This window comes from Vibrio sp. dhg, from assembly GCF_003443775.1.
Lineage (GTDB): Bacteria > Pseudomonadota > Gammaproteobacteria > Enterobacterales > Vibrionaceae > Vibrio > Vibrio natriegens.
On record NZ_CP028943.1, the window covers coordinates 1,605,580 to 1,621,328 of the forward strand.

Consider the following 15,749-nt stretch of genomic DNA (forward strand, 5'->3'; position numbering starts at 1 on the left):
CAAACTATTTTGGACGATAGATAGAAAAACAGAATGGCATGTAACCATTCTGTTTCGTGATGTTAACGGGTATTGATTTTACTTTACTTTTTCTCTTGCAAGCAACTGAGAAATCACCACAAGTACCAAAGAAACAATCAACATAACCGTTGCCAGGGCATTCACTTCCGGTGAAATACCCACTTTCACCATTGAGTAAATTTTCAATGGTAAGATTTCGTAGGTTGGGCCTGTCACAAACGAACTGATGATCACATCGTCCAAAGACAGGGTAAAGCTTAATAACCAACCTGCAGCAACCGCTGGTTTTGCCAGGGGAAGGATGATCTTCTTCAAGATAACCCATTCACTTGCACCTAGGTCTTTTGCTGCTTCCAACATTTTCACATCAAAGCCGTTCAAGCGGCTATAAACCGTTACCACAACAAATGGTAAACAGAAGGTGATGTGCGCAATCAACAGTGTAAAGAAACCAAGCTGTGCACCCAGTACTAAAAACAGCGCCAACAATGAAATTGCCATCACGATGTCTGGTGACATCATTACAACAAACAGCATGCCGTTTACTGCGCCTTTCCCTTTAAAGGAATAGCGGAATAGGGCAACTGCCGTCAAACTACCAATAATAGTAGCAGCTGTTGCAGAAAATACGGCAACATTTAACGAGTGCCACGCCGCCTGCATCAGGCTGTCGTTGTTAATTAAGGTTTCGTACCACTTAGTGGTAAATCCACCCCATTTCATGCCAAATTTATTCGCATTAAATGAGTTCACAATAAGCACGATGATTGGCAAATACAAAAATGCGTAAACCAGTGCCATAAAGCTAAATCTAACTGTGCGTCCCATTAGTCTAGCTCCACTTTCTTATTCAATAACTTACCTGCTCTATAGTAGGCGTATAGCATAATCGCCATGGCAATGGTGAGCGCAATACTGGTCGCAGCACCAAATGGCCAATCACGTGCATTCAGCACCTGGCTCTTGATTACGTTACCTATCAGCAGGTTCTTCGCGCCGCCCAGAAGGTCAGAGATATAGAACATGCCAAGCGCAGGAAGTAGAACCAACAAACAGCCACCGATGATGCCAGGCATCGTCAAAGGCAGGATAACTTTGGTAATCGTCTGAAACTTGTTCGCGCCCAAATCTTTCGCAGCTTCGATGTAGGTGTTGTCCAGCTTCTCAATTGCCGAGTAAAGCGGCAGAATCATAAATGGAAGCAAGATGTACACGAGACCAATCATTACCGCCGTTTCGGTATACATAAGTCGCAGAGGCTTATCGATGATTTCCATCGCCATCAGCGACTTATTCAAAATGCCTTGAGTACCCAAAACAATCTTTAAGCCGTATGTACGGATCAACGAGTTCGTCCAGAAGGGTACAATCACCAAAAACAGCATAAACGGACGCCATTTCTCTGGCATTTTCGCGACGATATACGCAAATGGGTAACCAATCACTAAACACAACAACGTCGCAATGATCGCCATGTAGAAAGAGTGCATGAGCACTTTCGCATACAGCGGATCTAACAGACGAACGTAGTTGTCCAAGGTAAAGGTGAGTTCGATTAGGTTCGCTTCGTCACGCGTTAAGAAACTCGTACCGATAATCATCAAGTTTGGCATCAACACAAACAGTGTCAGCCAACCAACAATTAGGGTAATGATTGCGTTCTGAAGATTAATCTTCTTGGTTATCATTGAGGACAACCTCCCAGCTCTCAACCCAAGTAATAGCGACTTTCTGGCCGAGTGAGTGGTCCACATCAGGATCATCTTCGTTAAAGAATTCGCTTACCATTACACGCATGCCTGAATCGAGTTCGATAACAGAATCTAGCGTCATACCTTTATAGGTACGTTCCGTCACGTGACCAACAATGCCTTTTTCTTCCGACTCTTTGATCTCTTCGATACGTAAGTCTTCAGGGCGGAGTAGAACTTGGAGTTTATCGCCAGCTTGTGCTTCGTCGTCGTAATAAACCACTGACTCAACACCTTCAATGTCAGCGCGAATACGTTTTTCATCGATACGCTCTAACATGGTTGCATTGAATACGTTGATCTCGCCGATAAAGCGCGCAACAAACAGGTTTTTAGGCTCTTCGTAAATTTCACGTGGAGAACCATCTTGCTCAATGACACCGTCACGCATTACGATGATGCGGTCCGACATTGATAGCGCTTCTTCCTGATCGTGCGTCACAAAGATAAAGGTGATACCTAGTTGGCGCTGCAATTGTTTCAGCTCAATCTGCATTTGCTTACGCAATTTGTAATCCAGTGCAGAAAGTGATTCATCAAGCAGCAATACTTTTGGCTTGTTCACTACCGCACGAGCGATAGCAATACGCTGTTGCTGGCCACCTGAAAGCTGATGCGGTTTACGCTGAGCCATTTTTTCAAGACGCACCATACGTAACGCTTCCATGACTCGCGGTTCAATCTCTGCTGCAGGCGTTTTCTGCATACGAAGACCAAACGCAACGTTTTCATAAACAGTCATATGTGGAAATAGTGCGTAACTTTGGAATACGGTGTTGACGTGTCGTTGTTCAGCAGGAACCTGAGTAACATCTTGGTTATCCAAAATAATTTGACCGTTATCTACCGCCTCAAAGCCCGCGACCATGCGCAAAACGGTTGTTTTACCACAACCTGATGGACCAAGAATCGTTAGAAACTCACCATGATTAACATCCAGATTTAAATTGCTGATGATTTCCTTACCATCAAAACTCTTACTAATGCCAGATAAACGAATAACTGGATTTCCTGCTTGCTGTTTAGCGTTCAACGTCTGTATTTCTCCCACGTTCAAATTTGGGTTTACGCCAATTGATGTGACTTTAGCCATTCACTTTTGAGGCGCGCATCATAATCACCAAAATTGTGAAATCAAAGCATTTTTTAGTCTCGAATCAGAAAAAATTTTACGGGCAAAAGTCATCATTCCTTACCATACTGTTTTTAAAAGATTCGTCCGAATTTCAACAGCGTTTATAAGGGTTACAACTCTGCAACAATTGTTTTCAATTTCATGGCCTTGTAGTGGCCAATTATCAACCAAATAATGGATATTGCAAGAATTGAGCGCGAGTTATGATTTTAGACGTGGCTAGAATTCTTTATAATGTCGGACACACTAATTGACTGGTATCCCAGTAAAAATTTCACAAGTGAATCTTGGATAATATATGAACAACGACTTTGAGAACGATTTCAACCTTGGAGGAAGTGTAGAGCGAGCTTTGTCTGGCAACTACGAGCTGAAAGCCGGAGCGGTTTTTAGCGAAGCATGGCGCGCCACCATTCAACACTTTTTGTCATTTTCTCCTGCGATTATCGTCTTGCTTTTGGTTCAGGTAGGCATTTTCTATATCGCATTGCAGCTACAACTGGGTGACCCAAGTGTCATTTTGGATGCAATACAAAACCCAGATTCTTTTTCAACCGACATTGTGTCTGCTGTTTATATCGCAAACTTTAGCTATGAAGTGATCAGCGCTCCGATATACGCAGGCATCAGTTTAATGGCAATGAGTCACGTAGCAGGGCTAAAAACAAAACTTCGTCACGTGGGTAAAGGGTTACAATTCACAGTTCCGGTTATTCTGGCAACGTTAATGAGTCTGACTCTTCAAGGGCTCGTGGGAATGCTTCTAGCTCCGTTATCGTTATACCTTTCTCTGGCGTTCAGTCATTCTATCTTACTTATTTGTGAGAAACGCGTGCCGCCAATGCAATCGTTATTACTCTCACTACGAGCAGTAAACAAAAAGATTTTCGTCGTCGCCATCCTGTACCTTGGCGTGATGTTCATGTTTATTATCGCAGCCATGTTCTACGGCATCGGGCTTATTTTGGTGCTGCCATTCTTCTTCCACATGAAGGGCATACTTTACCGTGAGATGTTTGGTATCAAGCTTAAGATAGTCGCGAAAGAGAAAAACAATGATAATGATCACGACGGCAAATCTCAGGTCTTCGACGCGTAAAGTATCATTTCAATGACAATCAATGGCGGCTTACAAATAGTCGCCATTTTTATATCAACACCAAACCCATGTGAAATGGCCTATCAGAAGCACAAGCTACGATTCAACTTGAATAAGAATCTGCGTGGGGAACCTCTCGTTTTGTTACTAATCACGTAACTTAACGCAGTAAAGGTGTTATAAGGATGCTCAGCATTGCTCAAACCAATATTGAGCACGAACACAATGACACAAACTAAAATAAATCAACGGTTCAAATGAAAAAGTTAAGCCTAAGTCTACTGGGTACAGCGGCGCTAATGTTAGCGGCCCCTGCAACACAAGCTCAAGAATACATGTTTACCTATTCGAAGCTTTACACTCAGTTAAAGAATAACAACAAGGAAGGCCATGACGATGTAAAAGTCGGCGTATTTTTCGTTAACGCAGATACTAAGCAGCTGTGTAACATTGAAAAAGCCTGGATGGAAAAAGAAGAGCACTACGAAGAATTCGTTATTCCAGCCTCCAAAGAACTTCCGCTTCCAATCGATAAAAACCTTAAATCGGCGAATCCTTTAGTCTTCGTTCAGACTCCTATAGACACTCGCTGCGATTACTCATTGGTTGTTATGACGAAAGAACCATTACAGGGTAACGTATCCTATGAACAGTTAGCGCCATTAATGCCTCAGATGCAAAGCATGTTAGAAGACTTAGGCGGCATGTTTGCTGGCTGGTTTACACCTGATGTGCAAGGCGTGACGATGGAATTCAGCAATGGCCTGGATAGCACGATTTTATTCTCTAACGGAACAGAAAAGCCAATTTTAAATGGCAAAGTACAAGTTGCTTTGAGCGAGATCGGTGAGGGTGGGACGATGACGCTGCCAGAGCCAACCATGCGAGTTCTGCCTTATCTACCGAAGGCAAAATAAGCCGCATCCATCTTATTGAAGAGCCGCAACAGCGGCTTTTTTCATTTTAGGGTAAACAAAACATTGGATTTATCCGTTCTCAATTAAGACAAATATTTAATCCTAAGTAAAAAGACCGTATAATCCACGCCCCATAGAAAACCACCTTAGGAAGTCCTACCGTCGATTTTATCGGCGATGTGAGAGCTCGCAATGAACCAGAAAGATACAAGAAAAGAAACCCTTGAATTCAACAAGCTTCAGAAACGCCTGAGAAGAAATGTTGGAAATGCCATTACCGAATACAACATGATTGAAGAAGGTGATGTTGTCATGGCATGTATAAGTGGTGGTAAAGATTCATTTGCGATGCTGGATATCCTGCTGAATCTTCAAAAAGCTGCTCCAATTAAGTTTGAAGTAGTTGCAGTAAACCTCGATCAGAAACAGCCAGGCTTCCCAGAACATATTCTTCCAGAGTATTTCGAAACGCTTGATATCCCTTACTACATCGTAGACAAGGATACTTACTCGGTTGTAAAAGAAAAAGTGCCAGAAGGTAAGACGACGTGTGGCCTGTGTTCACGTCTGCGTCGCGGTACACTTTATTCGTTTGCTGAGAAGATTGGTGCGACTAAGCTTGCTTTAGGTCACCACATGGATGACATCGTTGAAACCATGTTCCTAAACATGTTTCATGGTTCGCGTCTAAAGGCGATGCCTCCAAAGCTGCGTTCGGATGATGGTCGAAATGTGGTTATCCGTCCACTGACGTACTGCCGTGAAAAAGATTTAATCAAATACGCAGAGCACAAAGATTTCCCAATCATTCCTTGTAACTTGTGTGGTTCTCAAGAGAACTTGCAACGCCAATCGATCAAAGCAATGTTGATTGAATGGGATAAGAAGACTCCTGGACGCGTCGAAGCGATTTTCAAATCAATTCAGAACGTAAGCCCAAGCCAATTGGCTGATAAAGAGTTGTTTGACTTTGTTAACCTTCCACTCGATCGCGAAGGTAACCGTGAAGAGTACGAGTTCAATGAAGCGGTCGTCTCTTCAACGAACATTGATGAGTCTATGTTCATTGATGTGACAAACATCTGATTGAAATAAATTAAGAAAAGGAAGGCCGCAGTGCCTTCCTTTTTTAGTTTTGTACCCGATGAATAAAAATCCCCCTAAATGGGGGATTTTTGATAGCTATTGAATGGCTAGATTAAGTCGCCTCATTTGGATCCAGTGGGCTGATGTAACCTTTTGGTTTCAATGCCAGAACATCACAGTTGATCTTATCAATCACATGCTCAGCCGTATTACCAATAAAGACGGCTGAAAGTCCTGTACGGCCAGTCGTACCCAAAATAACCATCGCCGCATTTAAACGCTCTGCAGCTGCAGGGATAACATCTTCAGGCAATCCTTGCTCAACGATGGTTTGCTCTTCATTCAGCCCATGTTTTTGGCGCAGGGCTTTCATCGCGGTTAGGTGATGGCCACGAACGGCATCTGTGTACGTTGTTGGATCAAATTCTGGTAGCTCGATGGTGATATTCGCTGGCGTCACCGGATACGCGTTAACAAGGAACGGTTCGGCATTCAAACGGCCGGACATCTCTTTCAAACGTTCTACCATCGAGTCATTTAAGTCAATGTGCGTTTCGTTTTCAGAGCCAATGTGAACAGAAGCCAGAATATTAGCGTGCTCCGGCCAGTCCGCATTTTTGATAAGCAGTACCGGGATAGGGCACTTACGCAACAAATGCCAGTCTGTAGGTGTGAAAATCACAGACTCTAAGACATCATGTTTTCGAGTGCCCTTGATCAACAGATCGTGACTGCCTGCAAACACTTCACCTATGATGGCTTCGTAAGGGCGATTGTGCCAAACCACACACACGTCAAAGTCAAAGCTGTCGTCTAAATATGGCTGAGCAATTTTACGCATCCACTGCTCACGCTGATGGATAACGCCCCGGCGCATCGCATCTCGTTCATCCACCGATAACATTGAAGTCATGTCATACGAAAAATCATAGATGGATAAAAAGAAAGTAATTCGGCTTCTTGATACGCTTTTTTGAGCTAATTGAACTGCTCTTGCGAGTGCCGGCTGATCATCACTATTGATGTTAGCAACAACTAGAATCTTACTGTATATACTCATATCTAAGCCCACTTTTATTGCAAGACCAATTACTGAATATAAAGTAAATCAGTATATTGGAGTACTCACTGTATATTTTTAATGTAGCTCAGTTTGAAGAAGATTTTGAGGACTTTTGAAGGGATTTTGCGAGAAACATGATGTGGCTCAGCTAAAAGCCACATCAAGTAATAGGAGAGGTTACTCTGTTGTGACGCCTGCAAGTTCCATTAGCGCATCGTGATCTAAGATAGTGATATATTTACCTTTTACACTTAAGATCTCAGATTTTTGGAAACGTCCCAACAGACGGCTGATCGTTTCAACGGTCAGACCAAGGTAGTTACCAATATCACCACGAGTCATCGTTAGGCGGAACTCTCTAGGACTAAAGCCACGTTGAGAAAAGCGTGTTGATAGGTTGTACAGGAATGCAGCCAGACGCTCTTCAGCGTTCTTCTTAGAAAGCAGCAGGATCATTTCCTGATCGCCTTTGATTTCGTTACTCATCAAACGCATAATTTGCTGACGTAGTTTAGGCATCTTACCTGACAAGTCATCTAGAATTTCGTATGGAATTTCACAAACCATCGACGTTTCTAACGCTTGGGCAAAACTTGGGTGGCAGTCACCAGTAATCGCGTCAAAGCCCACGAGGTCACCAGCTAAGTGAAACGCCGTGATTTGCTCGTCGCCTTGTTCAGTAATTGTATAGCTCTTGATTGTGCCAGAACGGATAGCGTACAAAGACTTAAGCTCATCGCCCGCTTTGAATAGCTCTTGGCCTTTTTGAATCGGCTTTTTACGCTCAATGATTTGGTCAAGCTGATCAAGTTCAGATTCATTCAGAGTGAATGGGATACACAACTGACTGATGCTACAATCTTGGCAGTGAATTGCACAACCACCTGATTGGACACGCTTTGTTGCAGGTTTTTCAGAAATCATAACAACCTTTCACTATTTGATATACATCAATATTTTAGCACTGCTTAATCCTAAAGGATAGCAAAAATATTGTGGGTATAGACTTTCAAGTTATATGAAACCAAGCATTTGCATGGCACCCGCAGCAGTATACGTTCCATAACTAATAAGAATTAATGCAGAGATGTTTCTAAATATTAATGATTTTTGTAGTTTCTGAAAGTAGCTTGCCCCGTAACTCACAGCAAGCATCGAAGGAAGGGTCCCCACGCCAAAGGCGAGCATGATCAAACCACCGTTTACCGCACTTCCGGAAACAGCCGACCACGTCAATGCCGAATAAACCAAGCCACATGGTAGCCATCCCCAAACAAAACCGAACGGCAGTGCATGAATTGCGCTTTTTAACGGAAGCAGACTCTTACCAGCAGGCGATATAAACTTCCAAAGGCTCTGACCGAGTTTTTCTACAACTAGTAGACCTTGCCACCATTTAGCCACATAAAGAGCGACTAAAATCATAAATATTGCTGCGACCAAACGAAGCCACGCGAGAGAGTGCGCCAATCCGCTTAATTCACTCAATCCAGAAATAGCGCCACCGATAAGTGCGCCAAACAAGGCGTAGCTGGATAATCGACCCATGTTGTAGAACAGTGGAATGAGGGGGGAACTTTTGTCTTGTGACGAGCCCAGTGAGAGGAGAGATGCAATGCCACCACACATGCCCATACAGTGACCGGACCCAACGAGTCCGATCATTAATGCTCCAATAAAATCAGGATTCATAGAGAAAGTTACGATTTCTTATTGTCTGATTTGTCTTCTTCATCAAGAAGAATGTTGTGACCTTGACGCTCGAGATCTTCAAACTGATCACTGCGGACAGCCCAAAGGAAAATAGCGACAGCAACGCATACCAGAACAATGGCAATGGGAATTAAGATATATATGCTTTCCATGTTAGCTTTCTCTATTTATTTCTCTTTTAGAAGTCGCAACGAGTTGGATACCACGATAATTGAGCTTGCAGACATCCCGACAACGGCAACATACGGTGCAACTAATCCCGCAACCGCCAGCGGCAAAATTAACAGGTTGTAGCCCAAAGACCAAGCCAAGTTTTCTCGGATGATTTTTCTTGTACGAAGCGCAAGCAAACGAGCTTCTAATAATTTCTCCAGATTATCACCCAGTAGCGTCATATCAGCGGATGCTTTTGCTACGTCTGTACCACCGCCCATCGCTACCGACAGGTGAGCGCCAGCCAGTGTCGGCGCATCGTTGATACCATCACCAACCATCATAGTAATGTCATCACTATCCAGGCTCTTAAGATACGCGAGTTTGTCTTCTGGTTTTGCAGATGCGATCACATGGTCGATACCGATTTCATCCGCAACAGGCTGAGCATTTTGTATTGAATCGCCAGTAAGTAATGTGGTCTTGATACCTGCTTCGGCAAAACGCTGGATAAAGGCCTGACTTTCTTTACGGATTGGGTCGCGATAATAAAACGTCGCGGCATGTTTTCCATTGACCGACAAATACACTGCGTTACTTTCATCACAGCCTTCATTGACGACAAACGCGGCGCTGCCGATTTTCACGTCTTTACCGTTCCATAAGCCTTCGATACCAGAGCCAATAACGTTTTTCACCTCTGACACAACCACATCTTCATTCGCGTACTGCGCAAATGAACGAGCAATAGGGTGGTTAGCATGAGCTTCCAGTGCAGCGGCTAGTGCGAGACTTTCAGACTCGGAAATTTCACCAAAAACGCTCGTACGGCTGATTTCGATATCACCTTTTGTCAGGGTTCCAGTTTTATCGACAACAAGGTGATTCACTTTGCACAATGTTTCAAAAACGTGTCCCTTACGCAGTAAAATACCGAAGTTACCCATTCTTGACGTCGCACAAGTCAACGCTGTTGGTGTTGCCAAAGACAGTGCACAAGGGCAGGTCGCTACCAACACTGACAGCATGATCCAGAACGCATCATCAGGTTTAGTTTGGTGCCAATACAACCAAGTACCTGCCGAAATAATCAGTATCGCACCAACAAAGTAACGGGCTACCACATCTGCGATTTCTGCAATTTTTGGTTTTGAATGCTGAGCTTCATCTTGCAGACGTACAATGTTTGAAATGACGGAGTCCGCTTTAGAGCTCGTCACTTCAAGTTCAAACGATTCATCGCCGTTAAGTGTTCCCGCAAAAACAGCATCACCTTCTTTCTTAACCACATGAACTGACTCACCGGTTAGCATGGATTCATCGATATGAATACGACCAGAAATAACTTTACCGTCCGCAGGAATGTGCTCACCTGGCAGAACGCGAATGCGATCACCAATTTTCAGTGTCTTTACTGGGATTTGTTCGCCATCTAATGTCGTCGCAATAGCTGGAATCAACTTAAGCAGGTTACCACTTGCCGCTGCTGCTTTACGACGAGCACGCATCTCGAGGAAACGTCCGACAAGAAGGAAGAAAGTAAACATCGAAATCGATTCGAAGAAGACTTCTCCTTGCTCGGTAAACGTGGCGACCAGGCTGGCGACATAGGCAAAAATGAGGGCGATAGAGACGGGCACATCCATACCCAATGTGCGTCCTTTGATGCTTCGCCAGGCATTTAGATAGAAAGGAAGTGCAGAGTAGAGAAGCACAGGCGTGGCGAATATCAGGCTGACCCAGCGAAAGTAGTTTTTAAACTCTGGTTCCAGGTCACCAAAAACTTCCAGATACAACGCCACTGCGAGCATCATGACCTGCATGGTTGCAAGGCCTGCAATACCTAAACGGTAAAGGTATTGCTTCATCATTTGATGATAAGAGGCTTCTTGAACGTCCGCTTCAAATGGTGCGGCCTTGTAGCCCAACTTATGAATCGCGGCAAGCAACTCACTCAAACGAACTTGTGTTTTGTCCCAAGCAAGTAACGCTCGGTTTGTCGTTGTATTAACGCGAATAGAAACCAAACCTTTGGTGTTGGAGACTTGTTTTTCGATCAACCATGCACAAGCTGCGCAAGAGACACCATCTAGGGAGAGTGTCACTTCAGAAACATTGTCGTGATGACGTACAAACTCAGACTGGACATCTTCATTATCGTAGTGAATCAGCGCTTGAAGTTGCTCTGGTACGAGATCTGCTTTTTCAGCTGGCGCTGTGCGGTACTGGTAGTAGGAGACGAGACCACTATCAATGATCGTTTGTGCCACCGTCTGACAACCAGGGCAGCACATATCACGGACTTCACCAAGTATTTCTACCTTAAAATCCGTGTTGGCTGGTACATCTTCACCGCAGTGATAACAGGATTTACACATAGGATTACTTCATCAAAACAGTGTCAGCGGCAGGAAACTCAACTTTACCTTGAATCATCCATTGCTTGTCGTGTGGTTGTAGCTCAATGAACCAAGGACCAAGGATATCTTCGTCTGGCGTTAATCGGTAATTACCAGAAGCGTCCGCAGTAATTAACTTCGAAAAGTCGCGATCAGGAAGTGTGCGATGAGTAAACGTGGCGGTTAAAGCTGGGTAGTGCGCCAACTCGCCTTTATCAAAGTGAATAACAACCGTGTTGCTATTAGACGAAATATGCGCGTTAAGATTCAGGTCACGAGCGACATTCATTTTACTGATGTCGATGTTAATTCCTTTACCTTTTTTATAGTAATCCTCGGCAACTAAAGAAACAGAGTTATTTGAGAAGATAACCACTGTCACGATTGTCCAGCCAATAACAATAAGAGGAAGGATAATCAGGAACCACGGCCAAAATTGTTTATACCAAGGCTTTACCATAAAAAAGTTCTCAACAGCTAAATGAAAAAATAGGAGGCTTTAAATTTAAAGGAAAGACAGCCCCTATGAAAGGGGCTGTTATTGCAATGTTACTGAATATCTTGGTTATTTACTCTCGGAGTTGCTTAAGCTCCAGACATATGATGCAACCAACTGGATCTTGTCTTCACCTAGGATATCTTTCCAGGCAGGCATGACACCAGAACGGCCATTCATAACAGTTTCAGTAACTGCTGCACGTGAATCACCAAACAACCAGTCTTGGTCAGTCAGGTCAGGCGCACCCACTGCTGGGTTACCTTTACCATCTGTACCGTGACACGCCGCACATACAACAAAGCGTGCTTTACCTGCTGCTGCTTCACGAGCATTCACTTTACGACCAGAAAGGCTAAGCGCGTAGCTAACCACTTCTTGAACGCCTTCTTCACCAAGCGCATCTTTCCATGCTGGCATTTGGCCAACACGACCATGCATGATGGTTGTTACGATTGCTTGCGGTTCACCGCCATACAGCCATGCGTTATCAGTCAGGTTAGGGAAACCTTGCTGACCACGTGCATCTGAGCCGTGACATTGTGAACAGTTTTGCAAGAACAAACGTTGACCAACTTTAAGTGCTTCAGGATCGTTAGCAATTTCCGGAACAGGGCGTAAGCCGTTTTCGTTGTGTGCTAGCTTACGGAAAGCTTCACCAAAGTAAGCATCCGCGTCATCAAGCTCTTTAGCGTATTGGTTAAGTTGTTTGTTCTCTTGTGCCGCAGCGATGGCTTGTTTTGATTCCTCAAGTGAACGTACTTCTTGAGCCGAGCTCTCCCAGTTCAAAAAGCCTTTAAAGCTTCCTAAACCCGGGAACAGAGCAAGATACACCGCAGAAAACACGAAAGTACTCACAAAAAGGTAAGTCCACCACTTAGGCAGCGGGTTGTTTAGCTCGCGAATACCATCGTACTCGTGGCCCATGTCAGCCCCTTCCTCGACGCCCATTTTATCTTTGGCGCACCAAGTCAGGAGGATTGCACAGCCTACTAGCGTACCGATAGTAATCACGATAATCCAGAGACTCCAGAATGTAGTCATTACTTCTTCACTCCTTGGTTATGTGGGGTCGCTTGTTCTTCGTCAGCAAAGACCAGGTAAGCATCTTCTTCGAAACGCGATTTACGTTTCTTGCTAAATGCCCACCATACAATGCCGATAAAACTGGCGAAGAGCACAACGGTATAAACACTATGAATCGTACCGAAATCCATAAGTCCCCCTTACTTCATTGCATGACCAAGAGACTGAAGGTAAGCGATGATTGCATCCATCTCTGTTTTACCTTCTACTTCTTTAGCCGCATTCGCGATCTGTTCATCAGTGTATGGAACACCGAACTGATCACGGAACAACTCAAGTTTCTTCTGTGTCAAACTGCCGTCTAAGACGTTTTCAGCTAACCATGGGAAACCAGGCATGTTTGATTCTGGAACAAGTTCACGTGGATCAATTAGGTGAACACGGTGCCACTCGTCAGAATAACGACCACCTACACGAGCCAGATCTGGACCAGTACGCTTAGAACCCCAAAGGAAAGGGTGTTCCCAAACGCTTTCACCAGCGACAGAGTAGTGACCGTAACGCTCAGTTTCTGAACGGAAAGGACGTACCATCTGGCTGTGACAAACGCTACAACCTTCACGGATGTATAGATCACGGCCTTCCATTTCAAGAGGCGTATAAGCGCGTAGGTTTTCTACAGGCTCAGTAGTTTGTTTTTGGAAAATCAGAGGCGTGATTTCAACAAGCGCGCCCCAACTGATAGCAAAAACGATAAAAATAGCCAACAAACCGACATTACGTTCTAGGAATTCATGGCGATTATTAGAATTATTACTCATTCTTTAAATCTCCTTATGCCGGATGTGGGATAGCCTTAAGGCTCTCTTTAGGTGCAGTCACTGTTTTGTACGTGTTGTATGCCATTAGAATCATACCTGATAGGAAGATTAAACCACCTAGGAAACGTACAAAATAGAATGGGTATGACGCTTGTACCGACTCAACAAAGCTGTAAGTCAGAGTACCGTCAGAGTTAACTGCGCGCCACATTAGGCCTTGCATAACACCAGAGATCCACATCGCTACGATGTATAGAACCGTACCGATTGTTGCTAACCAGAAATGCACGTTAACCAAACCAACTGAGTACATACGCTCTTGGCCGAACAGGCGAGGTACCAAGTGGTAAACCGAACCGATAGACACCATAGCAACCCAACCCAAAGCACCAGAGTGAACGTGACCAATGGTCCAGTCGGTGTAGTGAGAAAGTGCGTTTACTGTCTTGATTGCCATCATTGGGCCTTCGAAGGTAGACATACCGTAGAAAGACAACGACACAATTAGGAAACGTAGGATAGGGTCATAACGAAGTTTATGCCAAGCACCAGACAGCGTCATGATACCGTTGATCATACCACCCCAAGATGGAGCGAATAGAACCAATGACATCACCATACCCAAAGACTGAGTCCAGTCAGGTAGAGCAGTATAGTGAAGGTGGTGAGGACCAGCCCAAATGTATAGAGAGATCAATGCCCAGAAGTGAACGATAGATAAACGGTAAGAATAAACAGGACGTTCAGCTTGTTTAGGGACGAAGTAGTACATCATACCTAGGAAACCAGCGGTCAGTAGGAAACCTACCGCATTGTGTCCATACCACCATTGAACCATCGCATCCACTGCTCCAGAATAAATCGAGTACGATTTAGTCAAGGAAACAGGAACTGCCATGCTGTTCACGATGTGAAGTACTGCTACGGTGATGATAAACGCGCCGAAGAACCAGTTCGCCACATAAATGTGGGAGGTCTTACGTTTTACCAATGTTCCGAAGAACACCACTGCGTACGAAACCCATACAATCGCGATTGCGATATCAATAGGCCATTCTAGCTCAGCGTACTCTTTAGAGGTGGTCATCCCCTGTGGTAGAGTAATTGCTGCGGCTAAGATGATTAATTGCCAACCCCAAAAGGTGAAGGCAACGAGTGGGCCACCAAAAAGACGTGTTTGACAAGTACGCTGAACAACATAATAAGATGTTGCGAACAGAGCACTGGTACCAAACGCAAAAATTACCGCATTAGTATGCAGCGGACGTAAACGACTGTACGTCAACCACGGCGTATCAAAGTTTAGCTGTGGCCAAACTAATTGAGCGGCAATCAAAACACCAACAGCCATACCAACTATGCCCCATAAAATGGTCACAAGGGTAAATTGGCGAACGACTGTATAGTTGTAGTTTTGTTCAAGCTGCTTTACTTGGCTCATTATGCATGCTTCCAATTTCTAATTAACTACACTTTTACTTCCAACACGACTTGCGTCGTAACACCACCCAAGTAAACTCTAGAATTCAAGTGTTATCATCACTTTATTTCCATTGCTGACTTTAATAAAAAGTGGCATTTTCAGCTCGACACTATACTTGAATTAACAATTCAATGACAGGGTAGTAACCTTAATGAAGCTCGGGAACACATTTTTTATTTAAAAAGTTTGAAGTTTGTAACAAGGATATTGGTATTTATGCCGGCACAAAAGTTAACAAAGGCGAGACTCGCACAAATCTTAATCATGCTCAGTGTTTTAGTTGGCGCATTTTTATGGCGAACCTTTACCCACGAGACACCCAAAAGCATCGACTGCTCACAAAAAGAGCGATGTGAATTAACAATATCGGGGGAAAGAATCACAATTAATCGTGACTCAAAGGGAATTTCAATCGAAACGCTAGAAAGTAGCACTCTGAAAATTGATCTAGATCAATCAGGTGAATTTATTAATGTAAAGGACATTAATCAAAATATTGAATGGAAGTCTATTTCACCAAGCAAAGTTATTAAGCTCAGCGTAAATCAAAATATTGTCTTAGTGCATTTATAAATTGGAGATCAGC

General features: G+C 43.9%; 17 protein-coding genes. 4 read left to right on the forward strand and 13 right to left on the reverse strand.

Translation table 11 applies throughout. From position 1 onward, the window contains the following. Positions 1-78: 78 nt before the first annotated feature. From potC to potA, 3 genes are read right to left on the reverse strand one after another with little or no spacing between them, the layout of a single operon-like run. The gene (gene potC / locus DBX26_RS07425) at positions 79-849 is read right to left on the reverse strand and encodes a spermidine/putrescine ABC transporter permease PotC (RefSeq protein ID WP_065302498.1); all 771 of its coding nucleotides are present in this window, start codon (positions 847-849) and stop codon (positions 79-81) included. Beyond that, positions 849-1,709, reverse strand: a complete 861-nt coding sequence (gene potB / locus DBX26_RS07430) for a spermidine/putrescine ABC transporter permease PotB (RefSeq protein ID WP_118118546.1) — start codon at positions 1,707-1,709, stop codon at positions 849-851. The genes potC and potB overlap by 1 nt, the downstream gene beginning before the upstream one ends. Beyond that, positions 1,690-2,865 (reverse strand): spermidine/putrescine ABC transporter ATP-binding protein PotA, encoded by a 1,176-nt coding sequence (gene potA, locus DBX26_RS07435; RefSeq protein ID WP_162470574.1) that lies wholly within the window; start codon positions 2,863-2,865, stop codon positions 1,690-1,692. The genes potB and potA overlap by 20 nt, the downstream gene beginning before the upstream one ends. 340 nt (positions 2,866-3,205) lie before the next feature. On the opposite strand from potA, the gene DBX26_RS07440 reads away from it, so the two are divergent. The 3 genes from DBX26_RS07440 (at position 3,206) to ttcA (ending at position 6,009) form a co-directional block, all read left to right on the forward strand. Then, a complete protein-coding gene (locus DBX26_RS07440) occupies positions 3,206-4,006 on the forward strand; it encodes a hypothetical protein (protein WP_065296836.1) in 801 nt (266 codons plus the stop codon). A gap of 257 nt (positions 4,007-4,263) precedes the next feature. Further along, on the forward strand, positions 4,264-4,923 hold the full coding sequence (locus tag DBX26_RS07445; protein ID WP_118118548.1) for a DUF2987 domain-containing protein: 660 nt from the start codon (positions 4,264-4,266) through the stop codon (positions 4,921-4,923). A gap of 192 nt (positions 4,924-5,115) precedes the next feature. Then, entirely contained in the window at positions 5,116-6,009 is an 894-nt protein-coding gene (gene ttcA, locus DBX26_RS07450; protein ID WP_020333282.1) for a tRNA 2-thiocytidine(32) synthetase TtcA, read from the forward strand. Between the two features lie 112 nt (positions 6,010-6,121). Here ttcA and uspE read toward each other — a convergent pair whose 3' ends face one another. The 10 genes from uspE to ccoN form a co-directional block, all read right to left on the reverse strand. Then, positions 6,122-7,069: a universal stress protein UspE gene (gene uspE, locus DBX26_RS07455; protein ID WP_014231833.1), complete on the reverse strand. Its 948-nt coding sequence runs from the start codon at positions 7,067-7,069 to the stop codon at positions 6,122-6,124. A gap of 180 nt (positions 7,070-7,249) precedes the next feature. After that, positions 7,250-7,996: an FNR family transcription factor gene (locus DBX26_RS07460; protein ID WP_014231834.1), complete on the reverse strand. Its 747-nt coding sequence runs from the start codon at positions 7,994-7,996 to the stop codon at positions 7,250-7,252. 90 nt (positions 7,997-8,086) lie between these two features. Then, entirely contained in the window at positions 8,087-8,764 is a 678-nt protein-coding gene (locus tag DBX26_RS07465) for a sulfite exporter TauE/SafE family protein (protein WP_065296839.1), read from the reverse strand. Between the two features lie 8 nt (positions 8,765-8,772). After that, entirely contained in the window at positions 8,773-8,937 is a 165-nt protein-coding gene (ccoS, locus tag DBX26_RS07470; protein ID WP_014231836.1) for a cbb3-type cytochrome oxidase assembly protein CcoS, read from the reverse strand. Positions 8,938-8,952: 15 nt separating this feature from the next. Continuing rightward, the gene (locus DBX26_RS07475) at positions 8,953-11,316 is read right to left on the reverse strand and encodes a heavy metal translocating P-type ATPase metal-binding domain-containing protein (protein ID WP_118118550.1); all 2,364 of its coding nucleotides are present in this window, start codon (positions 11,314-11,316) and stop codon (positions 8,953-8,955) included. Between the two features lie 4 nt (positions 11,317-11,320). Beyond that, positions 11,321-11,797, reverse strand: coding sequence for a FixH family protein (locus DBX26_RS07480; protein WP_014231838.1), 477 nt, complete (start codon positions 11,795-11,797; stop codon positions 11,321-11,323). Positions 11,798-11,902: 105 nt separating this feature from the next. Next, complete coding sequence (gene ccoP / locus DBX26_RS07485; RefSeq protein WP_014231839.1) at positions 11,903-12,877, reverse strand: cytochrome-c oxidase, cbb3-type subunit III; 975 nt, start codon at positions 12,875-12,877, stop codon at positions 11,903-11,905. Beyond that, the gene (locus tag DBX26_RS07490; RefSeq protein ID WP_014231840.1) at positions 12,877-13,050 is read right to left on the reverse strand and encodes a CcoQ/FixQ family Cbb3-type cytochrome c oxidase assembly chaperone; all 174 of its coding nucleotides are present in this window, start codon (positions 13,048-13,050) and stop codon (positions 12,877-12,879) included. The genes ccoP and DBX26_RS07490 overlap by 1 nt, the downstream gene beginning before the upstream one ends. Before the next feature lie 9 nt (positions 13,051-13,059). Further along, a complete protein-coding gene (gene ccoO, locus DBX26_RS07495; protein WP_020333286.1) occupies positions 13,060-13,680 on the reverse strand; it encodes a cytochrome-c oxidase, cbb3-type subunit II in 621 nt (206 codons plus the stop codon). Between the two features lie 13 nt (positions 13,681-13,693). Beyond that, the gene (gene ccoN, locus DBX26_RS07500; RefSeq protein WP_020333287.1) at positions 13,694-15,121 is read right to left on the reverse strand and encodes a cytochrome-c oxidase, cbb3-type subunit I; all 1,428 of its coding nucleotides are present in this window, start codon (positions 15,119-15,121) and stop codon (positions 13,694-13,696) included. Between the two features lie 258 nt (positions 15,122-15,379). Between ccoN and DBX26_RS07505 the strand changes: the two genes are divergently transcribed. Continuing rightward, complete coding sequence (locus DBX26_RS07505; RefSeq protein ID WP_014231843.1) at positions 15,380-15,736, forward strand: hypothetical protein; 357 nt, start codon at positions 15,380-15,382, stop codon at positions 15,734-15,736. Positions 15,737-15,749: the final 13 nt, after the last annotated feature.